This is a genomic window from Inquilinus sp. 2KB_23, from assembly GCF_052115705.1.
Taxonomy (GTDB): Bacteria; Pseudomonadota; Alphaproteobacteria; order DSM-16000; family Inquilinaceae; genus Inquilinus; species Inquilinus ginsengisoli_A.
In genome coordinates this window covers 1-21066 of record NZ_JBFRHF010000018.1, presented here as the reverse complement: position 1 = coordinate 21066, position 21066 = coordinate 1, and the positions used below count along the sequence as shown (strand labels likewise).

Below are 21066 nucleotides of genomic sequence, written 5' to 3'. Positions count from 1 at the left end.
CGTGCTTGTCTGCGCCACCTTTCGCGACCCGTCCGGAGCGCCCAGCGCATGACGCGTTTCTTCAAACTTCTCGGGAGTCTTCTCCTCGCCATGACCATCGCCAATACGGCTTCGGCCCGCGATCTCGAAAACACCCTCTACCTCGACCTGACCTATGGCCGGGTGGTGATCGAGCTGCGCCCCGACCTCGCCCCCAAGCATGTCGCCCGCATCAAGGAGCTGGTGCGCCAGGGCTTCTATGACGGCATCGTGTTCCATCGCGTGATCGAGGGCTTCATGGCCCAGACCGGCGACCCCACCGGCACCGGCATGGGCGGCTCGGGCCAGAAGATCGACGCCGAGTTCAGCAAGGAGCCGTTCAAGCGCGGCACCCTGGGCATGGCCCGGTCGCAGAGCCCGAACAGCGCCGACAGCCAGTTCTTCATCATGTTCGCCGCCGGCGACTTCCTGAACGGCCAGTACACCGTCTGGGGCCAGGTGGTGGAGGGCATGGAGTTCGTCGACAAGATCAAGCGCGGCGAGCCGCCGGCGAACCCGGACAAGATCGTCAAGATCCAGGTCGCGGCCGACGTCAAGTAAGACCGGCACCGATCGATCGACACGAAGCCCGGCCCCGCCTTTCAAAGGTGTGGCCGGGCTTCTTTCGTTTCAGCGGAAGCGGAAGGCGATCAGCGGCATCTTGTAGGTCTCGCGCACCTCGGAGATCGGCTTGCCGTCCTGGCGCAGCACGATGGCGCGGTTCTCGAACAGCGAGGTCGCGGGGTCGTAGGCCAGGGCCGGCGCGGTGGCGGCCCAGGCGGCCAGCTGGCCGGACGGCTGGCGCTCCCACCCCTCGGGCAGGGTCTGCCACAAGAGGGTCGAGGCCAGGGTACGGCGCGACGGGACCAGCGGCCGGATGGCGCGGCCGAACGGCGTCTCGGTCTCGGTCAGCTGTTGGTTGATCTCGGGGGTCAGCCGGTTCGGCAGGTACCAGTTGTCGGCCTCGGACAGCACCTGGTCGCCGCAGGTCAGCTGCACCCGGCGGTAGACCACCGGCTCGCTGGCGTCGATCTCCAGCCGCGCCCTCTGCTCCGCGGTCAAGGGCACGTCGCCGGGCACCCGCTTGGCGACGATCTTCCCCACCGGGGCCAGGCCGTAGCGGCCGCACCAATCCTCCAGGAACAGGGTGGCGCTGTCGGTGGCGCCGAGGCCGGCGCGCAGCGACTGGACCAGGGCGGTCAGCGCCAGCCGGTCGGACAGGCCGGCGGCGCCGGGGTCCTGGGCCTGGGTGACTTCGGCCTGGGCGCCGACCAGCGGTGCGGTCAGCGCCAAAGCGGCGGCGGCGAGGATCGGCAGGCAGCGCAAAACGGGTCTCCATCTCCGGGCCGGCCGGTCACGGACAGCCCGGCGCAGCATGGTGACATAGCGGCCGGAAGGCACCACGGCAATCGGCCGCAGGGCCGATCGGGCTTGACCGCGGCGGCGGCGCGGAGTGGGCTGGACGGATCCCGGTGACCGGAGCCCGCCATGCCCGCCGATGCCATAGCGCCCGATGCCAAGGCCCTGCTCGACCGCGTCTTGGTGTGGGACGCGCACAGCTGCCTGCCGCTGCGGCCCGACGCCGATGTCTCGCTGCTGGCCCGGCACAAGGCGGCGGGGATCGACTACGTCTCGATCAACATCGGCATGGACATGACGCCGCTGGCGCAGGTGGTGCGCACCATCGCCCATTTCCGCGACTGGATCCGCCGCCACCCCGGCGACTACGCCCTGGTCGGCAGCATCGCCGGGATCCGCGCCGCCAAGGCGGCCGGGACGCTGGCCGTGAGCTTCGACCTGGAGGGATCGCTGCCGCTGCTGGGCGACCTCGCCATGGTCGGGCTGTACCACGACCTCGGGGTGCGCCAGATCCACTTCGCCTACAACCGCAACAACTCCGCGGCCGGCGGCTGCCACGACCAGGACATCGCCCTGCCGGCCTTCGGCCGCGCCCTGGTGGCCGAGGTCAACCGCGTCGGCATGCTGATGGACTGCTCGCATACCGGGCACCGCACCAGCCTGGACATCATGGCGGCCTCGACCCGGCCGGTGGTGTTCAGCCACGCCAATCCGCGTGCCTTGGTCGACCACCCGCGCAACGTCACCGACGAGCAGATCCGCGCCTGCGCCGCCACCGGCGGGGTGGTGGGCATCAACGGCATCAGCCTGTTCCTGGGCGACGCCAGCAGCGAGACCGTGGCCCGCCACATCGATTACGTCGCCCAGCTGGTCGGCGCCGTGCATGTCGGGATCGGCCTCGACTTCCTGTTCGCGCCGGAGGTGGACGACGCGCCGCCCGGCCGCGACCGCGATTACTGGTGGCCGCCCGCGGCCGGCTACGGCACCGCCCACAGCGGCATCGCCCTGGTGCAGCCGGAGCAGCTGCCGGAGCTGGCGGAGATCCTGCTGCGCCGCGGCTATGGCGAAGCCGACGTCACCGGCATCCTGGGCGGCAATTTCCTGCGCGCGGCCGAAGCCGCCTGGGGCTGATCACGCCGCCCGGGCGTGGCCGTGATCGCAGGGATTCACTTCCACCGTCACATGCGACAGCCCTGAAAGGCCGCCGAGCCGGGCCTTGTATTGGGCCGGCGGCAGCGGCCGGTCGCTGACGACGGAGACGATCGCCGCGGCATGGCCGGGGCCGACGCGCCACAGATGCAGGTCGGCGATGCGGTCGCCGTCGGTCTCCAGCCGGCCGCGGATGGCTTCGGCGAGATCGGGGTCGGGCACCGCGTCCAGCAGCACCGCCCCCGAATCGCGCAGCAGGCCCCAGGACCAGCGCGCGATCATGATGCCGCCAACGATGCCCATCAGCGCGTCCATCCAGGCCCAGCCATAGAACCGGCCGGCGAGCAGGCCGAGAATGGCGCCGACCGAGGTCACGGCATCGGCCAGCACATGCAGGTACGCGGCGCGCAGGTTGTTGTCGCGGCCATGGGCGTGGTGCCCATGGTCGTGAGCATGGCCATGGTCATGAGCGTGGTCGTGGCCATGGTGGTGATGACCGTGGTGATCGTCGTCGCGCAGCAGCCAGGCGCTGGCGATGTTGACGGCGAGGCCGACGACCGCGATGACGATCGCCTCGTCATAGGCGATGGCGACCGGGTTCAGCAGCCGCACCACCGATTCCCAGCCGATGCCGACCGAGACCACGGCCAGGACCAGGGCGCTGGCGAAACCGGCGAGGTCGCCCAGCTTGCCGGTGCCGAAGGCGAAGCGCGGGTCGCGGGCGTGGCGGCGGGCATAGCGATAGGCCAGCGCCGCGACGCCGAGCGCGCCGGCATGGGTGGCCATGTGCAGCCCGTCGGCCAGCAGCGCCATCGACCCGAAGGCGAGGCCGCCGGCGATCTCCGCCACCATCATCGCCGCGGTCAGCACCACCACCCAGCGGGTGCGGCGTTCGTTGCGGGCGTGGTCGGCGCCGAGGAACAGATGCTCGTGCCGCCAGGAATCGAGGGAATGGCTGTGCATTCGGATCTTCCGGAAGATCAGTGCAGCAGGGCCGGATGCCCGGTCCAGTCGCGCACCTCGCGCGCCGCCAGCTCCACCGGCACGTCGGGGTGGTTGTGGCGGTACAGGGTCAAGGCGGCATCGAAGGCCCATTCCGGCGGTTCGGCCCGGGCGCACAGCTCGCGATAGACCCGTTCGACGGCGACACGGCAGCACATGGCAGTCTCAACGAAATTGGGGGCTCAACGAAATTGGGGGCTCAACGAAATTGGGGGCTCACAGATACTTGGTGATCTCGCGCAGCGAGGCCAGCCGGGCATCACGGTCTTCGGCCGCCATCCGGGCATCGCGGCCCTCGCCCGCGCCGTTGCTGAGATGCGCGACGCAATGGTCGACATGGTCGAGGATCAGCATGGTCTTGGCCTTCTCCACCGCCTTGACCACGGCCTGCAGCTGCTGGGCGATGGCGAGCCCGTCGGTGCCGGCCTCGACCATGCGCAGCGTGGCGGCGAGATGCCCCTGCGCCCGCTTCAGCCGGCCCAGGATCTCGGGGTTGTTGGCATGACTCATGAGACGATCCTATCCCCCTGGAGGGGATAGGGCAAGGGACGACGAGCCGCGAACCGAGCGAGGGGCCTTCGGGGCCTTCACGTCAGTTTGTCATTCCCGCGAAAGCGGGAATCCCCATCAGCACGAGCGGCGACAAGATCCCCGCTGTCGCGGGGATGACGGAAAGGAGAGCAGGAATGAAACCTTCAACTGCTGTCCGGCGTCCATGGCTTCGGCAAAGCCCGGCCGGCGGCGGGCTCATCCGGCGGCCGAGGCCAGGCTTCCGCGGATCGGCGTCCGGCGATCCCCGCCGGCGAAACCTCGACAGCCGTCGCCTCGACGCCGTCGTCCCAGCCCTGCGGCAGCCACGCCGGATCCGGCGGGCGGCCGATCTTGCGGCAGACGGCCCGCACGAAATCCTGCGGCGACAGCATGTCGATCTGCGCGTCCAGGACCTCGTCCTCGGCCAGCGTCTCCCGCACCATCGACCGCATGGTGTCGGCGTCCTCGACATCGCCGGGCTGCGCCATCGCCGCGGCGGCGGAGTCGACGGCCTGCTCTCGCCGCTTCTGGCGGCGCTCCTGCTCGCCCGACTCCTCCCGCCCGTCCCGGCGCGCGAGATAATCCGCCCGGATCCGTTCGGTCATCGCGATCGACAGCCGAATCGACCGGGACAGGCGCGACTGCATCAGCGCGTAGTCCGGCGTCTCCGGCTCCGCCGATCCCCGCGACTGCTGGTCGGCGGTCATCCGCTTGGTGCGGCTGTCGATCTCGACCGCCTCACGCAGCCGGTCCAGCGCCCATCCCGTCCATTTCAGGTCGGGGTCGGTCGGCCGGATCTCGCCGGAGTCGGATTGCGTCATATCCATGGAACGTATCATGAACAAAAAACGCGGATTAAACTATATACATCGTGTTTACGCACCATCGGAGCTTGCGCCGGCCTTTCTCCCGCTCGCCGACCTGCCTGCGCTACCGGACCGAGTGGGACCATGCCATGGTGGCGTCGGACCGGCAGCGACGCGCAGAGATGGGGGCTTCGGATGGGACTGGCGGATTGGTTCGGGCTCGACGGCAAGCGGGCTCTCGTCACCGGCGCGAGCCGCGGCCTGGGCCGCGAGATGGCGCTGGCCCTGGCCGAGGCCGGGGCGGATGTCATCATCACCGGGCGCACCCAATCGACGCTCGATGCGGCCGCCGCGGAGATCCGCGCGCGCGGCCGCCAGGCCTGGACGGTCAAGGCGGAGATGGCGGTGCCGGAGGAATGCCAGTCGGCCTTCGAGCGCATCCTGGCCGAAACCGGGCCCGTCGACATCCTGATCAACAATGTCGGCAACCGCGAGGTGAACGTCCCGATCGAGGCCGAGACGCTGGAGACCTGGCGCGAGATGATCGACCTCAACCTGACCAGCTGCTTCCTGGGCACCCGGATCATCGGCACCGCCATGCTGGCCCGCGGCCAGGGCGGCCGGATCATCAACATCGCGTCGATCAGCGCCCTGATCGCCAATCGCGACATCGGCGGGCGTCACTACGAGACCGGCAAGGCGGCGGTGCTGCATTTCACCCGCTGCGCCGCGGCCGATTGGGCGCCGCACGGCATCACCGTCAACGCCATCTGCCCCGGCCTGTTCATGACCGACGCCAACCGGGCCTGGAACGAAACGGCGCCCGAAGTGATCGAGACCTTCGTCCGCAACGTGCCGATGGGGCGGCCGGGCAACCCGCCGGAGATCGGTCCCCTGGCCGTCTACCTGGCCAGCCCCGCCGCCGCCTATGTGACCGGGGCGGCCTATGTCATCGACGGCGGCTACACCCTGTGGTGACCGGCGGCCGGTGACGGCCTATGCCGCCACCGGCTCGGCCTCGCGCGCCGCCTTGACCCGGGTCACGCTGCGGCGGCCGTCGATGGCCACCGGCACGTCGCCGGCGATGGTGGCGCGGCGCACCACGCGGCGCTGGTCGCCATAGTCGTTGACCGCGTAGTGCTGGGTCGCGCGGTTGTCCCAGATCGCCACGTCGCCCACCCGCCAGCGCCAGCGCACCGTGTTCTCCGGCCGCGTCACATAGGCCTGCAGCGCCGTGAACAGTTGCGCCGATTCATTGGCCGACAGGCCGAGGAAGCGGCGCACGAAATGGCCCAGCACCAGCGTCCGCTCGCCGGTCGCCGGATGCACCCGCACCACCGGATGCTCGGTCTCGTACAGGGTCGAGGCGAAGACCTCCCGGTGGTAGCGCAGCCGCTCCGCCGTCGCCTCGGGATGCGAGGCGGCATAGTCGTAGTCGTTGCTGTGCAGGGCCCAGAGCTGGTCGGCCAGGCTGCGCAGCGGCGCCGGCAGGTCGAGATAGGCGGTGGCGGTGTTGGCCCAGATGGTGTCGCCGCCGAACTCCGGCAGCACCACCGCCCGCAGGATCGAGGCCTGGGGGTAGGCGTCGACGAAGGTGACGTCGGTGTGCCAGGAGTTGGCGCGTTGGCCGCGGGCGGAATCGAGCTCGAGCAGGAAGTCGGCGCCGCCGGCCACCGGCTGGGTCGGATGCGCCACCGGGTCGCCCAGCGCCCGGGCGAAGGCCTCCTGCCCGGCATCGTCGAGCCGCTGGTCGCGCAGGAAGACCACCTTGTGCCGGTGCAGCGCCGCGCGCAGCCCGGCGAGGGTGGCGGGGTCGAGATCGCCCGACAGGCGGAGCCCGCGGATCTCGGCGCCGATCCGGCCGGCGAGGGGGTGAAGGTCGAGGCCGGACTCGGCCGCGCGATCCTGGCTGGGGTCGCCCATGCTGCACTCCTGTTGATCTACGTATCGGTCCCGCATTGAATTTTAATAATACATTTATCAGGAGATCAATTTTATAATAAAACACAAATTATGAGCTATTTAAGATTGCGATGCCGGATTTGGACTGCACCCGGATCTCAGCCTTCGCGCAGGCTCGGCCCGCCATCTGCCGCACCGGTCGGCAGCGAAGCCCTTGCCCCCGGCCGAGCCGCGGGACAAGCTCAGCCCATCCGGACCTCTGGCGCAGAGCGAACAATGGCGCGATTGCTTTCAGTCAATGTCGGCCTGCCGCGCGATATCGCATGGCGTGGAAAGACGGTCCGGACGGCCGTCTGGAAAGAGCCGGTCCAGGGCCGGCGCATGGTGCGGCGCCTCAACATCGATGGCGACGGCCAGGGCGACCTCGCCGGCCATGGCGGGGAGCATCGGGCCGTCTTCGTCTATCAGCTCGACTCGTATCGGCACTGGCGGAAGCGGCTCGGCCGGGCCGAGCTGGGCTACGGACAGTTCGGGGAGAACTTCACCGTCGACGGCCTGTCCGACGACGATGTCCGCATCGGCGATCGCTATCGCATCGGGCAGGCGGTGTTCGAGGTGACCCAGCCGCGCGTCACCTGCTACCGGGTCGGCATCCGCCTCGACGAGCCGCAGATGGCGGCCATGCTGGTCGCGGAGGGCCGGCCGGGGTTCTACCTTCGCGTCATCGAGGAGGGGGAGGTCGAAGCCGGCGACGAGATCGTGCAGCTGGCCGCCGGCCCCGAGCCGCTGACCGTCGCCCAGATCAATGCGCTGCTGTATCTGCCAGGCCATCCGACCGGACAGCTGGAGCAGGCGCTGCGCATCCCGGCCCTGAGCGCGGGCTGGCGTACCTCGTTCGAGGCGCTGCTGCGGCAGCGGCAGGAGGGCGGCGGGACCGCGGCGGGCAATCCCGGGCTGGGTCCGGCAACCGCCCCGCCCCCGGCTTGGCCGGGGTTCCGGCCGCTGCGGGTGGCGGGCAAGATCCGCGAGAGCGGCAGCGTGACATCGCTGGTGCTGGAACCCGTCGACACCCATCCGCTGGCGCCGGCATCGCCCGGGCAGTTCGTGGTGCTCCGGCTCAAGCCCGCATCCGGCGCCGCTCCCCTGCTGCGCAGCTATTCGCTGTCGGGCGAGCAGGGCACTTCCCACTATCGCGTCAGCGTCGGCGTCAACGCCCATGGCGTGGCGGGGAGCTATATCGACAGGCAAGTCCAGATCGGGGATGTCGTCGAGGTCAGCGCCCCGCGCGGCAGCTTCGTGCTGCAGCCGGGCGACGGCCCCGTCATCCTGGTGAGCGCCGGGATCGGCGCCACCCCCGTCCTCGCCATGCTGCATGCCCTGGCCGCCGCGTCATCCACCCGGGAGGTCTGGTGGATCCAGGGGTCACGCAACGGCGGGGAGCACCCGTTCGCCGCCGAAGTGCGCAGGCTGCTGGCGGCCCTGGCGCATGGCCGCAGCCATATCCGCTACAGCGCGCCCGGCCCCGCCGACCGGCCCGGGCGCGACTTCGATGCCCCTGGCCGCCTGAGCGTGGGCGTGCTGCAGGAGCTGGGCGTGCCGCGCGACGCCGATGTCTATCTGTGCGGGCCGGCCGCGTTCATGAGCGAATTCACCAGCGGCCTCGCGGCCTGGGGCGTGGCGGCCGGCCGCATCCACACCGAGGCGTTCGGGTCCGGCCCCTCGATGACGCCGGGCGTGGCCGCCGGTGCGAAGCGCCCGCCGCACCTGCCGGATGGCCCCGCGGGCACCGGGCCGCAGGTCACCTTCGCGCGCAGCGGCCTCGCCGTCCGCTGGCGGCCGGATGTCCACAGCCTGCTCGAGCTTGCCGAGGCGTGCGATGTCCCCGTCCGGTGGTCGTGCCGGACCGGCGTCTGCCACAACTGCCAGACCGGGCTGGTCGCCGGCACCGTCGACTACCAGCCCACGCCGATCGATCCGCCGGCCGACGGCACGGTGCTGATCTGCTGCAGCCGCCCCACGGAAGACCTCGTGCTCGATCTGTGAGGACACGGTTCGCGCTCACGGCTTCAAGTCCCGCTCGCCACCTTCCCGGCGATGAAGCTCCTGCAGTGCGAACATCAGGTCACCGCAGAAGGAGACGCCCGACAGGCGGCCGTCGACCTCCTCAGCGATGCCGAACTCCTCCTCTACGTCGTCGAAGAACACAACGAAGCGGGCGCCGCGCGCGACAATGAAGGCATTCTCTTCCTTGCCGAACCGCATCAGCAGCGCGGGAGACGGCTCCACAAGGTAGTGACCGAGTCACGACTGGAGGACAGGATCGGCGCCAGTCCAATCCCTCCGGAGCGCCTCTTGGACGTCCTGTCTGGTTGCCGGCGTCCATTCCATGCGCCTCTCTCCCCTTTGGGGAAAGGATAGCCTCCTATCTTCGCGCTGAACAACGACCGCAACGGCGCTTCCCGCCCCTGCCATTCCGTCGTAAACGACCGAGGGAACGGAGGGGCGCGTGGGGCTGTCGGAAATCATTGCGGCATCGAGGCAACGCCTCGCCGGGCGGCCGGTGCTGGCCAGCTTCCTGGCCGCCCTGGTGCTGTGCCTGCTGCTGGTCGCCTTGGTCGACCGGCCGGCGGCGCTGTGGTTCGAGGCCCATCGCCGGTCGGCGGCGATCGCCGCGATCAAGGTCTTCACCGATATCGGCCTGGGGGTGTGGTGGTACGCCCTGGCGATCCTGGGCTGGCTCGGCTGGCGCGTCGCCGCCTTCCTGGCCGCCTATGGCGACGTGCGGGCCCGACGGCTGCGGCAAGCCCGCGGCTTCGGCTTCATGCTGGCGGCGCTGGTGGCGACCACCGTGGCCAACTGGCTGCTGAAGGCCGCGATCGGCCGGCCACGGCCGCGCCACCTGTTCCGCCAGGACGCCTTCGCGCCCCACCCCTTCGGCTGGGACCTGTTCTCGAACAGCTTCCCGTCCGGCCACGCCCAGACCATGGCCACGGCGATGACCGCGCTGTGGATCCTGTATCCGCGCTGGGGCTGGGCCTTCGCCGCGCTGGGCGGGCTGGTGGCGCTGAGCCGCGTCGTCGTCACCTCGCACTACCCCGCGGACATCGTCGCCGGCGCCTGGCTGGGCGTGGTCATCGCCCTGGCCGTCCGGCGCTGCGCCGAGGCGACCGGCGGGCCGGTGGCGCCGCGCCGATGATCGCCCTGATCGAAGCCCTGGTCCCGGTGCTGGCCCCGGTCTTCGCCGCCGCCGGGGTCGGCTATGTCTGGGCCCGGTCGCGCCATCCCTTCGACCTCGGCTTCGTCACCCGGCTGGTGACCTATGTCGGGTCGCCCTGCCTGGTGTTCTCGGCCCTGACCAAGTTCCATGTCCCGGCCGGCGAGATCCTGGGCCAGGCCGGGCTGGCCTTCCTGGCGGTGTTCGCCTGCGGCCTGGTCGGCGGGCTGGCGCTGCGGCTGTCGGGCCACGCGGTGCGGCCGTTCCTGCCGACGGTGATGCTGCCCAATGCCGGCAATCTCGGCCTGCCGATCGCCTATTTCGCCTTCGGCGACGAGGGGCTGGCGCTGGCCCTGCCCTTCTCCGCCGCGATGACCATGCTGCAGTTCACCGTCGGCGTCTCCTGCGCCTCCGGCCACAGCAAGTGGACGGAGCTGCTGAAGACGCCGACGATCTACGCCATCCTGCTGGCCATCGCCTTCGCCGCCGCCGACATCGAGGCGCCGCGCTGGCTCGCCAACGCCACCGAGCTGCTGGGCGGCGTCACCCTGCCCCTGATGCTGATCGCGCTCGGCGTCTCGCTGGCCAGCCTGCGCATCGCCAATCTCGGCCTCAGCCTGTGGCTGGCCGGGCTGCGCCTGGCGCTGGGCCTCGCCGCCGGCATCGGCGTGGTCTGGCTGTTCGACATCCCGCACCAGACCGCCAGCGTGCTGATCCTGCAATCCGCCATGCCGCCGGCGGTGTTCAACTACCTGTTCGCCGCCCGCTACGGCGGCCCGGTGCAGGAGGTGGCGGGCGCCGTGGTGGTCGGCACCCTGGTCAGCATCGCCACCCTGCCGGTGCTGCTGGCGGTGCTGATGGGGTAGCGGCCTCAGCCCGCCTCGATCTCGCGCTTCCGGGCCAGATAGGTCGCCTCGTCGATCAGGCCGCGCCGGCGCATCACCTCCAGCGCCGCCAGGGCCTCGCGGCGGTCGTCGCCGCCGGCGGTGCCGCTTTCCGCATCCGCGTCGCCGGTCGCCGCCGCCGGCCCCTTGCGATCCGCCATGTGTCCCCCCTCGATCCGTGCGACGCAGCGCGCCCTTGTGGCTGCGGCCGCGCCGCGCCTATGACGGGGATCATGACGCGAGGGGGAAGACCGGTCGAGATGTGGAAGAAGCGGATCCTGCGCATCCTGGTCCTGGCGGTGCCCGCCATCGCCATCGCCGCCGCCGTGGCCTTCTGGCTGGGCCCCCCGGGCGGGCGCGGCGTGGTCGGCCAGGGCTTCGGCTCGGTCGGCGGCCCGATCGCGCTGGTCGACCCGGCCGGCAAGCCGGTCACCGAGAAGGACTTCGCCGGCAGATACGCGCTGGTCTTCTTCGGCTACACCACCTGCCCCGACGTCTGCCCGACCGAACTGTCCGCCATGGCGACCGCGCTGGACCAGCTGGGGCCGAAGGCCGACAAGGTGGTGCCTGTCTTCGTCACCGTGGACCCGGAGCGCGACACGCCCGAGGTGGTCGGCCAGTACGCCCAGGCCTTCAGCCCCCGCATCGTCGGCCTGAGCGGCACGCCGGAGCAGATCGCCAAGGCGGCGAAATCCTTCCGCGTCTACTACCAGAAGGCGCCGCAGGGCGACGGCGCCACCTATCTGATGGACCATTCCGCCTTCACCTACCTGATGGGGCCGGAGTGGACCGTGCTCGACATCCTGCCGCCGCAGCTGTCGCCGCAGGACATGGCGCAGCGCATCGCCCGGCAGCTCTAGACCCCATTGACTGAAGCGGGGCCGACGGAAGCCGGCTTGCGATCGCGCCGGCCGTGATATCGTGGTCTGAATCTGTCGTCCTGCCCTCGGAGTCGTTGTCCATGTCCCTTCGCCACGCCGTCCTGGCCGGGCTCGCCATCGTCGCCCTCACCGGCTGCGCCGAGCGCGCCGCCCGGCAGCAGCAGGCCCTGACCGCACAGACCGAACTGGTCGGCACCAGCCAGGCCCAGCTGCTGTCCTGCGCCGGCACGCCCAACCGCACCCGCAACGTCGGCAACACCCAGTACCTGACCTATCAGAGCGCGGGGATGAGCGCGGACGAGGCGGCCGGCGCCGGCAGCTTCGGCACCGGCGGCCCGGGCGCCAGCATCGGGGTCAGCCCGGTCAATGCCGGAGTCGGCTTCCCGATCGGCACCAGCGCGCTGGACCCCAACTACTGCGAGGCCACCTTCACCGTGGTCGACGGCCGTGTCGCCGAGGTCCGGTACCGCACCTCCGGCGGCTACCAGCGCACCGCGCAATGCTCCGACATCGTCGCGCCCTGCATGGGCGGCCCGACCTTCGACCCCGGCCTGCCGAAGCCGTAACCTGCCCGCCGTCGGCGGCGGGCTACAAACCGTCGCGGATCGGATGGACCCGGGGCCCGGAATCCGGGTCTCTGTGCGCTATCCGCCCCGGGGCGGTTGCCGATCCCGTCCCTGGGCCCTAAAAGCGTCATACCGCAGCGTAAAAAGCGCCGTCCGATGGAGTGCGAGCCGATGAAGATCCTGGTCCCGGTCAAACGGGTGATCGACTTCAACGTCAAGGTCCGGGTCAAGGCCGATGGGTCCGGCGTCGACCTGGCCAACGTCAAGATGTCGATGAACCCCTTCGACGAGATCTCGGTCGAAGAAGCGATCCGGATCAAGGAAGCCGGCAAGGCGACCGAGATCGTCGCCGTGTCGATCGGGCCGGCGCAGTCGCAGGAGACGATCCGCACCGCCCTGGCCATGGGCGCCGACCGCGGCATCCTGGTCCAGACCGATGTCGAGCTGCAGCCGCTGGCCGTGGCCAAGCTGCTGAAGGCGCTGGTCGACCGCGAGCAGCCGCAGCTGGTGATCCTGGGCAAGCAGGCGATCGACGACGACGCCAACCAGACCGGCCAGTCGCTGGCGGCGCTCTTGGGCTGGGCCCAGGCGACCTTCGCCTCGAAGCTGGTGCTGGAGGACGGCGCCGCACTGGTGACCCGCGAGGTCGATGGCGGGCTTGAGACCATCCGGGTCAAGCTGCCGGCGATCGTCACCACCGACCTTCGCCTGAACGAGCCGCGCTACGCGTCGCTGCCGAACATCATGAAGGCGAAGAAGAAGCAGCTCGACACCATCACCCCGGCCGATCTGGGCGTCGACCCGGCGCCGCGGCTGAAGACGCTGAAGGTGGTCGAGCCGGCGAAGCGCAAGGGCGGCGTCAAGGTCGGCAGCGTCCAGGAGCTGGTCGCCAAGCTGAAGACCGAAGCGCGCGTGATCTGAAGGCGGGGATGAAAGACATGTCGATCCTGATCGTAGCCGACCACGACAACGCCACGCTGAAAGCCGCCACGCTGCACGCCGTCACCGCGGCCCAGAAGATCGGCGGCGACATCCACATCCTGGTGGCCGGGTCCGGCGCCCGCCCCGCGGCCGAGGCCGCGGCCAGGATCGCCGGCGTGACCAAGGTGCTGCTGGCCGAATCGCCGGCCCTGGAGCACCAGCCGGCCGAGACCGTGGCCCCGCTGGTCGCCGACCTCGCCAAGGGCTACGGCCATGTGCTGGCGACCGCGACCAGCGCCGGCAAGAACCTGCTGCCGCGCGTCTCGGCCCTGCTCGACGTGCAGCAGATCTCCGACATCACCGCGGTGATCGGCGCCGACACCTTCGAGCGCCCGATCTATGCCGGCAACGCCATCGCCACGGTGCAGTCGAGCGATCCGATCAAGGTCATCACCGTCCGCGGCGCCGGCTTCGACGCCGCGTCGGCGGAAGGCGGGTCGGCCGCGATCGAGACGGTCGAGGCCAAGGCCGATGCCGGGCTGTCGACCTTCGTCGGCCAGGAGCTGACCAAGTCCGAACGGCCGGAGCTGACCTCGGCCCGGATCATCATCTCGGGCGGCCGCGCCATGGGGTCGTCGGAGAACTTCAAGATCCTGGAAGGCATCGCCGACCATCTCGGCGCCGCGATCGGCGCCAGCCGCGCCGCGGTCGACGCCGGCTTCGTGCCGAACGACTACCAGGTCGGCCAGACCGGCAAGGTGGTGGCGCCGGACCTCTACATCGCCGTCGGCATCTCGGGCGCGATCCAGCATCTCGCCGGGATGAAGGACTCCAAGGTGATCGTGGCGATCAACAAGGACGAAGAGGCGCCGATCTTCCAGGTCGCCGATTACGGCCTGGTCGGCGACCTGTTCAAGCTGATCCCGGAGCTCGAGGCCGAGCTGAAGAAGGGCTGAGCCGGAACGGACGGTTCGACGGGCGCATCCCACCGGATGCGCCCGCTTTTCATGCGGTGAGCGATCGACGGCGCCGGACCGGCGCCGCGACGGTCGACAGGGAGTCCCTCGATGGCGGTGACGGCTGCAATCATCCAGGCCCGGATGGGATCGACGCGGCTGCCCGGCAAGGTGATGCAGCGGCTGGGCCGGCGCACCGTGCTGGAGGAATGCCTGACGCGCTGCCTGGCCATTCCCGGCATCGACGTGGTGTGCTGCGCCACGGTCGACACCGCCGAGGGCGAGGTGATCGCGGAGGCCGCCCAGCGGGTGGGCTGCACCGCCTTCCGCGGCTCCGAGAGCGACGTGCTGGCCCGCTACGCCGACGCCGCCCGCCTGGTGGGGGCCACCCACGTGATGCGGGTGACCTCCGACTGCCCCTTCATCGACCCCGTGCTGTGCGGCGACGTGGTGGCGCTGCAGCGTGAGGCCGGGGCCGACTACGCCACCAACTGCGCCCCGTCGAGCTATCCGCACGGCCTGGACTGCGAAATCATGACCGCCGACTGGCTGTTCCGGGCGGAGCGGGAGGCGACGCTGACCCCGGATCGCGAGCATGTCTCGCTTTATATCCGGCGGCACCCCGATTGCGACCGCATCAACCTGCAGGCCGGGCTGTCCGACACCGGCCACGCCGCGCTGCGGATGACGATCGACTATCCGGAAGACCTGGAGTTCGCCCGCGCCCTGGCCGCGGCCCTGGAAGCGCGGGACGCCCCGCAGGACTGGCATTCGATCGTGGCCGCCCTGGCGGAGACACCAGCCCTCGCCGCGATGAACGCGGCCCGGATCGATCATGCCCGCCTGAGCGCGCCGGCCCCACTCGGCTTCCGCCAGGTGCGCGGCACGCCCGGCCACTTCACCCCTCTCTGACGCCGACGGCAAAAGGCCGGCGCTCTTCGGAGCGCCGGCCCGCCGAGACCCGAGCAGTGTCCCAGCCGCATCAGCCGCCGGATGTGGTGCCGGTGGTCGAGCTGCCGCCCATGGTGCCGCCGGCCGGCGGCGGGGCTTCGGCCTTGCGGCCCTCGAAGGCCGGCAGCGCCTCCAGCTGCTCCTTGGTCATGGCGGTCTTCACGCCCTGGTCCGGACGCGCGCCGATGGTCAGCTGCTCCAGCGGGATGGCGACGGATTTCGAGCCGATGCCGAGGAAGCCGCCGACATCGATCACCACCGCGTCGACCGTCTTGCTGTCCTTGGTGACCAGCACGTCGGAGGTCTTGCCGATCGAATCGCCGTTGGCGTTGGTGACGCTGGCGCCGATCAGGTCGGAGCCGAGGATGTGGCTGTCGGGCAGCGTCTGTTCACCCGCCGTGACCGCGGGGGCGGCCGCCGTGGCCGCGGGCGCCGCGGTGGTGGTTGCCGGCGCCGTCGTGCCGGTCGTGGTCTGCGCCATGGCCGGCACAGCCAGAAGGGCCAAAGCAGAAGCGGCAGCCATCAGGGTGGTTCGCATGATCTATTCTCCTGTCCAGCAAGGCATCTCGCCAGGGATACCTCGACAACAGAAGGTTTCGGGATCGGGTTCCCGAATCTCTACCGCGGTTTCATCGACTTATTGGATTTTGGTGAGGAAAGCGTTTCGCTGCGAATCGCTTCACCTGTGGCCTGAAAGCAGAAAACCCGGCCGAAGCCGGGTTTTCCTTTGGATCTGCAGAACGATCACTCGCCGCTTGGTTCGCTGCCTTCCACCGGCTTGACCTTGCGCGGCCGGCCGGGCCGGCGCTTCGGCGCCGCGGGCGCCTCGTCACCCGCGGTCACGCCGGGCAGGGCCGGCTGGGCCGATGCTTCGGGCGGAGCCACAGGGGCCGGGGCCGGTTCTGGCGCCGGAGCCGGCGCGACGGGCGCCGGAGCTTCGGCCGAGGGTGCGGCGACTTCGGCCGGCGCCACGGCGCGCGGCGGACGACCACGGCGCGGACGGGCGACGATCGATGCCGGCAATGCCAGTTCCATATCGACGCTGCTGCCGACGGTGCTGTCTTCCTGGTCCCGCGGGTCGGCGCCGAAGCTGGCCGAGGCCGGATCTTCGAGCGCGGGCGATTCGAGCGGGCCCGGAACATGCGGCTGCGGCGCGTTCAGGTCGCGCGGCGAGGGCTGCTGCCGATCGTTGCGATAGTCCGGCCGGCCGTCGCGCTGGCCGGCGAAGCGCTCGCCGCGAGGCTGGCCCTGCTGCTCGCGGTTGGGATCGCGGGCGTTCTGGTCGCGGTCGCGCGGCGGACGGCCGTCACGGTCGCGATAGTTCTGCTCGCGCGGCGGCCGGTCGCCGCCCTCGTTGCGCGGCTCGAACTCCCGCCGCGGCGGACGCTCGCCATTCTCGCTGCGCGGCTCGAAGTCCCGGCGCGGCTGCTGCTGGCGATCGCCATTCTCGCCGCGGGCTTCGTATTCGCGGCGGGGCTGGCGGTCGTTGGTCTCGCCGCGCGGTTCGAAGTCCCGGCGCTGCTGGCCATTGTCGCCCCGCGGCTCGAAATCGCGGCGCTGCTGCTGCTGCGGGCGATCGCCACCCTCGCTGCGCGCCTCGAATTCGCGGCGCTGGGGCGCCGGGCTGGTCAGCGGATCGTAATCGGAATCGACGCCCGGCTGCTCGCGGCTGCCGTCCGGCGACGGCTGCTGATGCGGCGGCTGGCCATAGGCCTCGTTCATCGCATTGATGATGCGGACGTAATGCTCCGCGTGCTGCTGGTAGTTTTCGGCCATGACGCGGTCGCCCGACGAATGGGCGTCGCGCGCCAGACCCATATACTTGTCATAGACCTGGAAGACATTGCCGCGGATGCGGATATCCGGGCCGTTGCTGTCGATGGTCTGGTTGCGGTTGGGCAGGCTGTTCGAGCGCCGCTGCGGATTACCACCGCCGCCGCCCCCGCCTCCTCCACCACCACCGCCACCCCCGCCGCCGCCGCCCCCGCCGCTATTTCTGCCGCGCGCACGCCGTGAATTCGGTCCTGGTCTCATCAGCCTTGCTTCTGCAGATCGCTGTTTGCCACGCTGCCGTGCCACAATGCCGCCTGATGCGGCAGGGCCCAGCGTCCTCGTCCCTTCCAACGCCGAATCGGCGGCCGCCTCGTGCGGTCAAGTCCGGAATGAACGGAATAGCTGAACCCTAGCGGCATTCCGACGCCGGGCCAAATTCTTTTTTCGCCACGAGGCAGCGCGGAATGCCTGCGAGATCGTGCGGCGTGGCGGCAATGTCAAGGCCGGCGGCCCGGAACAGCGCCGCCACATCGGCCGCCTGCCCGATGCCCAGCTCGACCACCGCCGTGCCGCCGGGGGCCAGCAGGCCGGGCAGTGCCGCCGCCAGCGCCCGATAGGCGTCCAGCCCGTCGGCGCCGCCGGACAGGGCCAGATGCGGGTCGTGGTCGCGCACCTCGGGGTCCAGCGCGACGATCTCCGCCTCCGGAATATAAGGCGGGTTGGACAGCACGAGATCGAAGCGGGCGTCGAGCGCCGTGGCCCAGTCGCCGACCAGGAAGGCCGCCCGGTCGGCCAGGCCCAGCGCCCTGGCGTTGGCGCGGGCGGTGGCGGCGGCGGCTTCGCTGCGGTCGACCCCGAGGCCGAAGGCGGCCGGCCGGTCGTGCAGCACGGCCAGCAGCAGGCAGCCGGTGCCGGTGCCGAGGTCGAGCACGCGCAGCGGCCGGTCCGGGCAGGCGGCCAGCGCCGCCTCGACCAAAGTCTCGCTGTCCGGGCGTGGGTCCAGCGTCGCCGGGCCGAGCGCGAAATCGAGGCTCCAGAACTCGCGGTGCCCGAGGATGCGCGACACCGGCTCATGCGCCGCCCGCCGCGCCAGGAAGCCGGCATAGCGGGCGGCCGCCGCATCCGGCAGCGCCTCCGCCGCGCGCGACAGCAACCCCGTCCGATCGCAGCCGAGCGCCGCCATCAGCAGGATGCGGGCGTCGGAGACGGCGCTGTCGATGCCGGCTGCGGCCAGCCGGGCGGTGCCGTCGCGCAGGGCCTCGGCGATTCTCACCACTCTCAGGGCTGGTCGGCGAGCGCGGCGAGGCGGGCCGCCTCGTCCTCCGCGATCAGCGCCTCGACCAGCTCGTCCAGCGCCTCGCCCGCCAGCACCTTCTCGATCTTGTAGAGCGTCAGGTTGATGCGGTGGTCGGTGACCCGCCCCTGCGGGAAGTTGTAGGTGCGGATCCGCTCCGACCGGTCGCCGGAGCCGACCTGGCTCTTGCGGTCGGCGGCGCGCACCGCGTCCTTGGCCGCGCGCTCGGCCTCGTACAGCCGGGCGCGCAGGATCTTCATCGCCTTGGCGCGGTTCTTGTGCTGCGATTTCTCGTCCTGCATCACCACCACGATGCCGGTGGCGAGATGGGTGATGCGGACCGCGCTTTCGGTCTTGTTGACGTGCTGGCCGCCGGCGCCCTGGGCCCGGAACACGTCGATGCGCAGATCCTTGTCGTCGATCTGGATGTCGACCTCCTCCGCCTCCGGCAGCACCGCCACGGTGGCGGCAGAGGTGTGGATGCGGCCCTGGGTCTCGGTCTCCGGCACGCGCTGGACGCGGTGGGCGCCGCTTTCGAACTTCAGCCGGGCGAAGACGCTGCGGCCGTTGATCTCGGCCGAGGCCTCCTTGTAGCCGCCCAGCGGCGTCTCGGCGATGTCGAGCACCTCGAAGCGCCAGCCGCGGATCGCGGCGTAGCGCTGGTACATCCGGAACAGATCCGCGGCGAACAGCGCCGCCTCGTCGCCGCCGGTGCCGGCCCGAACCTCGAGGATGGCGTTGCGATCGTCGGCCTCGTCCTTGGGCAGCAGCAGGACCTGCACCCGCCGCTCCAGCCCCGGCAGGCTGTCGCGCAGGGCGAACAGCTCGTCCTGCGCCAGGGCCTTCATCTCCGGGTCGGTCTCGGTCGCGGCCAGCGTCTCGAGTTCGGCCAGCTCGGCCCGGGCCCGGTGCAGCGCCGAGATCTCGTCGGCGATCGGCTCGAGCTCGGAATATTCCTTGGAGAAGGCGGTGAACTGGTCCGGCGTCAGCTTGCCGGTGCCCATGCCGTCGCGCAGCTCCGCGACGCGGGACAGGACACGGTTCAGGTTTTCGTCGAGATGCACGGGATGCTCAAGTCAAGGGAACGGGGCCGGTCGGAGAGGGGACCGGGCCCGCTAGCGGCCGGACAGGCGCCGCATCACTCAGCCGCCTGGGCCGCTGCCGCCTCGGCGATCGCCCGCTCGGCGTCGATCTGGCGGGCCTTGTCCTCGACCAGCGAGACCAGGTGGTCGACGATGCCCTCATCCTTCAGCCGATGATTCGGCAGGCCGTTGATGTAGACCTGATGGGTGCCCTTGCCGCCGCCGGTGAAGCCGATGTCGGTCATCGTCGCCTCGCCCGGGCCGTTGACGACGCAGCCGATCACCGAGACCGTCATCGGGGTGGTGATGTGGGCCAGCCGCTGCTCCAGCACCTCGACGGTCTTGATCACGTCGAATTGCTGCCGGGCGCAGGACGGGCAGGAGATGATGTTGACGCCGCGATGGCGCAGGCCGAGCGACTTCAGCAGGTCGAAGCCGACCTTGACCTCCTCGACCGGATCGGCGGAGAGCGAGACCCGGACGGTGTCGCCGATGCCGGCCCACAGCAGCATGCCCAGGCCCACCGAGGACTTCACCGTGCCGCTGCGCAGGCCGCCGGCCTCGGTGACGCCGATGTGGAGGGGATAGTCGCAGGCCTCGGCCAGCGCCTGGTAGGCGGCGACGGCGAGGAACACGTCCGACGCCTTGCACGAGATCTTGAAGTTGAAGAAGTCGTGGTCCTCGAGGATGCGGATGTGGTTGAGCGCCGACTCGACCATCGCCTCCGGGCAGGGTTCGCCGTACTTCTCCAGCAATTCGCGCTCCAGCGACCCGGCATTGACGCCGATCCGCATCGAGCAGCCGTAGTCCTTGGCCGCCTTCACCACCTCGGCCACCCGCTCCTTCGAGCCGATGTTGCCGGGGTTGATGCGCAGGCAGGCGGCACCGTTCTGGGCCGCCTCGATGCCGCGCTTGTAGTGGAAATGGATGTCCGCGACGATCGGCACGGTCACTTCCGGCACGATGAACTTCAGCGCGGCGCTGGATTCCTCGTCCGGGCAGGAGACGCGGACGATGTCGGCCCCGGCGATCTCGAGCTGGCGGATCTGGTCGATCGTGCCCTGGATGTCCGTCGTCCGGGTGTTGGTCATGGACTGCACGGTGATCGGCGAATCGCCGCCCACCGGCACCTTGCCGACATGGATCACACGGGACTTGCGGCGTTGGATCTGGCGATAGGCGCGGACGGCGCTCATGACAGGACCTTAGGTGATGCGTTCGTTTGGCGGCGAGATGGCGTTTCGCGACAACATGGCCCCATGGCGGCGTTCCTGCAATCCGCGGGGCGCCGCTGCGACCAAACGCATGATAGCCCGGCGCCGGCCGCATCCCAAATCCGATGGGATCCGGCCTGGGTCGAACGAGCGCCGCCCAGGGTCAATTGGGGGTCGCCGGACCACCGCGGAGCTTCTGTGCATCGAGCGCGACGTTGCGCACGACCTGGCCCGGGGCGCCGAGGGCGGTGGCCGGCTGGCCGTCGACCTCGATCTGCAGCCCGCCGGCGTTGCCGGTGGTCAGCCGCTGGCCGTCCTGCGACGGCACGGCATAGGTCTCGCCCGCCGCCATCACCCGGGTCATCACCAGCCCGCCCTGGCGGTCGCGGACCTGGACCCAGCTGTCGGCGGTGGCGCGCAGCACGATGTGGCCGTCGCCCACGACCGGGGCCGGCGGCTCGTTCGCCAGGGCCGCGCCGAGCGGGCGGTCAAAGGCGGTCAGCGGTGCGGCCGGGGCCGGCGGCGCGACGGTCGCGGCCGGGGGCAGCGCCGCGCCCGGGGAC

The 21066-nt window shown here is 70.6% G+C and carries 25 protein-coding genes; 11 read left to right on the top strand and 14 right to left on the bottom strand.

Features of this window, described 5'->3' with window-relative positions; translation table 11 throughout:
• Positions 1-48 precede the first annotated feature (48 nt).
• Positions 49-579, top strand: a complete 531-nt coding sequence (locus tag AB4112_RS22190) for a peptidylprolyl isomerase (protein ID WP_309798565.1) — start codon at positions 49-51, stop codon at positions 577-579.
• A gap of 69 nt (positions 580-648) precedes the next feature.
• Here AB4112_RS22190 and AB4112_RS22185 read toward each other — a convergent pair whose 3' ends face one another.
• The gene (locus AB4112_RS22185) at positions 649-1344 is read right to left on the bottom strand and encodes a hypothetical protein (protein ID WP_309798564.1); all 696 of its coding nucleotides are present in this window, start codon (positions 1342-1344) and stop codon (positions 649-651) included.
• A gap of 162 nt (positions 1345-1506) precedes the next feature.
• Here AB4112_RS22185 and AB4112_RS22180 point away from each other — a divergent pair, with 162 nt between their 5' ends.
• Entirely contained in the window at positions 1507-2508 is a 1002-nt protein-coding gene (locus AB4112_RS22180; RefSeq protein WP_309798562.1) for a dipeptidase, read from the top strand.
• On the opposite strand, the gene dmeF is transcribed toward AB4112_RS22180, so the two are convergent.
• The 4 genes from dmeF to AB4112_RS22160 form a co-directional block, all read right to left on the bottom strand.
• Entirely contained in the window at positions 2509-3489 is a 981-nt protein-coding gene (gene dmeF / locus AB4112_RS22175; protein WP_309798561.1) for a CDF family Co(II)/Ni(II) efflux transporter DmeF, read from the bottom strand. It lies immediately after the preceding gene.
• A 17-nt stretch (positions 3490-3506) separates the two neighbouring features.
• Complete coding sequence (locus AB4112_RS22170; RefSeq protein WP_309798559.1) at positions 3507-3686, bottom strand: hypothetical protein; 180 nt, start codon at positions 3684-3686, stop codon at positions 3507-3509.
• A 58-nt stretch (positions 3687-3744) separates the two neighbouring features.
• Positions 3745-4038 carry a metal-sensing transcriptional repressor gene (locus AB4112_RS22165; protein ID WP_309798558.1) on the bottom strand — a complete coding sequence of 98 codons (294 nt, stop codon included), beginning with the start codon at positions 4036-4038 and terminating at the stop codon, positions 3745-3747.
• 185 nt (positions 4039-4223) lie between these two features.
• Positions 4224-4886: a hypothetical protein gene (locus AB4112_RS22160; protein WP_309798556.1), complete on the bottom strand. Its 663-nt coding sequence runs from the start codon at positions 4884-4886 to the stop codon at positions 4224-4226.
• A 174-nt stretch (positions 4887-5060) separates the two neighbouring features.
• On the opposite strand from AB4112_RS22160, the gene AB4112_RS22155 reads away from it, so the two are divergent.
• Positions 5061-5843, top strand: coding sequence for an SDR family NAD(P)-dependent oxidoreductase (locus AB4112_RS22155; RefSeq protein WP_309798554.1), 783 nt, complete (start codon positions 5061-5063; stop codon positions 5841-5843).
• A gap of 18 nt (positions 5844-5861) precedes the next feature.
• Here the strand turns inward: AB4112_RS22155 and AB4112_RS22150 are convergent, their stop codons facing one another.
• Positions 5862-6788, bottom strand: a complete 927-nt coding sequence (locus AB4112_RS22150) for a TauD/TfdA dioxygenase family protein (protein WP_309798553.1) — start codon at positions 6786-6788, stop codon at positions 5862-5864.
• Between the two features lie 360 nt (positions 6789-7148).
• Here AB4112_RS22150 and AB4112_RS22145 point away from each other — a divergent pair, with 360 nt between their 5' ends.
• On the top strand, positions 7149-8810 hold the full coding sequence (locus AB4112_RS22145) for an MOSC domain-containing protein (RefSeq protein ID WP_441723087.1): 1662 nt from the start codon (positions 7149-7151) through the stop codon (positions 8808-8810).
• A gap of 15 nt (positions 8811-8825) precedes the next feature.
• On the opposite strand, the gene AB4112_RS22140 is transcribed toward AB4112_RS22145, so the two are convergent.
• The gene (locus AB4112_RS22140) at positions 8826-9029 is read right to left on the bottom strand and encodes a hypothetical protein (protein ID WP_441723085.1); all 204 of its coding nucleotides are present in this window, start codon (positions 9027-9029) and stop codon (positions 8826-8828) included.
• A gap of 244 nt (positions 9030-9273) precedes the next feature.
• Here AB4112_RS22140 and AB4112_RS22135 point away from each other — a divergent pair, with 244 nt between their 5' ends.
• Positions 9274-9963 (top strand): phosphatase PAP2 family protein, encoded by a 690-nt coding sequence (locus AB4112_RS22135; protein ID WP_441723083.1) that lies wholly within the window; start codon positions 9274-9276, stop codon positions 9961-9963.
• The gene (locus tag AB4112_RS22130; RefSeq protein ID WP_441723081.1) at positions 9960-10847 is read left to right on the top strand and encodes an AEC family transporter; all 888 of its coding nucleotides are present in this window, start codon (positions 9960-9962) and stop codon (positions 10845-10847) included. Before AB4112_RS22135 ends, AB4112_RS22130 begins: the two co-directional genes overlap by 4 nt.
• A 5-nt stretch (positions 10848-10852) precedes the next feature.
• Here AB4112_RS22130 and AB4112_RS22125 read toward each other — a convergent pair whose 3' ends face one another.
• Positions 10853-11026: a hypothetical protein gene (locus tag AB4112_RS22125; protein ID WP_309798545.1), complete on the bottom strand. Its 174-nt coding sequence runs from the start codon at positions 11024-11026 to the stop codon at positions 10853-10855.
• 72 nt (positions 11027-11098) lie between these two features.
• On the opposite strand from AB4112_RS22125, the gene AB4112_RS22120 reads away from it, so the two are divergent.
• From AB4112_RS22120 to AB4112_RS22100, 5 genes are all read left to right on the top strand, one after another.
• The gene (locus AB4112_RS22120; RefSeq protein ID WP_441723078.1) at positions 11099-11725 is read left to right on the top strand and encodes an SCO family protein; all 627 of its coding nucleotides are present in this window, start codon (positions 11099-11101) and stop codon (positions 11723-11725) included.
• A gap of 101 nt (positions 11726-11826) precedes the next feature.
• Positions 11827-12312 carry a hypothetical protein gene (locus tag AB4112_RS22115; protein ID WP_309798541.1) on the top strand — a complete coding sequence of 162 codons (486 nt, stop codon included), beginning with the start codon at positions 11827-11829 and terminating at the stop codon, positions 12310-12312.
• Positions 12313-12483: 171 nt separating this feature from the next.
• Entirely contained in the window at positions 12484-13233 is a 750-nt protein-coding gene (locus AB4112_RS22110; RefSeq protein WP_441723076.1) for an electron transfer flavoprotein subunit beta/FixA family protein, read from the top strand.
• A gap of 17 nt (positions 13234-13250) precedes the next feature.
• A complete protein-coding gene (locus AB4112_RS22105) occupies positions 13251-14189 on the top strand; it encodes an electron transfer flavoprotein subunit alpha/FixB family protein (RefSeq protein ID WP_441723075.1) in 939 nt (312 codons plus the stop codon).
• Positions 14190-14300: 111 nt separating this feature from the next.
• Positions 14301-15101 carry a cytidylyltransferase domain-containing protein gene (locus AB4112_RS22100; protein ID WP_441723073.1) on the top strand — a complete coding sequence of 267 codons (801 nt, stop codon included), beginning with the start codon at positions 14301-14303 and terminating at the stop codon, positions 15099-15101.
• A gap of 70 nt (positions 15102-15171) precedes the next feature.
• Here AB4112_RS22100 and AB4112_RS22095 read toward each other — a convergent pair whose 3' ends face one another.
• From AB4112_RS22095 to AB4112_RS22070, 6 genes are all read right to left on the bottom strand, one after another.
• Positions 15172-15678, bottom strand: coding sequence for a PRC-barrel domain-containing protein (locus AB4112_RS22095; RefSeq protein ID WP_441723071.1), 507 nt, complete (start codon positions 15676-15678; stop codon positions 15172-15174).
• Between the two features lie 206 nt (positions 15679-15884).
• Complete coding sequence (locus AB4112_RS22090; protein WP_441723069.1) at positions 15885-17174, bottom strand: DUF4167 domain-containing protein; 1290 nt, start codon at positions 17172-17174, stop codon at positions 15885-15887.
• 148 nt (positions 17175-17322) lie between these two features.
• Entirely contained in the window at positions 17323-18186 is an 864-nt protein-coding gene (prmC, locus tag AB4112_RS22085) for a peptide chain release factor N(5)-glutamine methyltransferase (RefSeq protein ID WP_441723067.1), read from the bottom strand.
• A gap of 5 nt (positions 18187-18191) precedes the next feature.
• Positions 18192-19271 carry a peptide chain release factor 1 gene (prfA, locus tag AB4112_RS22080; RefSeq protein WP_309798526.1) on the bottom strand — a complete coding sequence of 360 codons (1080 nt, stop codon included), beginning with the start codon at positions 19269-19271 and terminating at the stop codon, positions 18192-18194.
• Positions 19272-19345: 74 nt separating this feature from the next.
• Positions 19346-20485 carry a flavodoxin-dependent (E)-4-hydroxy-3-methylbut-2-enyl-diphosphate synthase gene (gene ispG / locus AB4112_RS22075; protein ID WP_309798524.1) on the bottom strand — a complete coding sequence of 380 codons (1140 nt, stop codon included), beginning with the start codon at positions 20483-20485 and terminating at the stop codon, positions 19346-19348.
• 181 nt (positions 20486-20666) lie between these two features.
• Positions 20667-21066, bottom strand: a 400-nt coding sequence (locus tag AB4112_RS22070) for a DUF4115 domain-containing protein (protein ID WP_441723065.1), incomplete at its 5' end; no start/stop codon positions are given.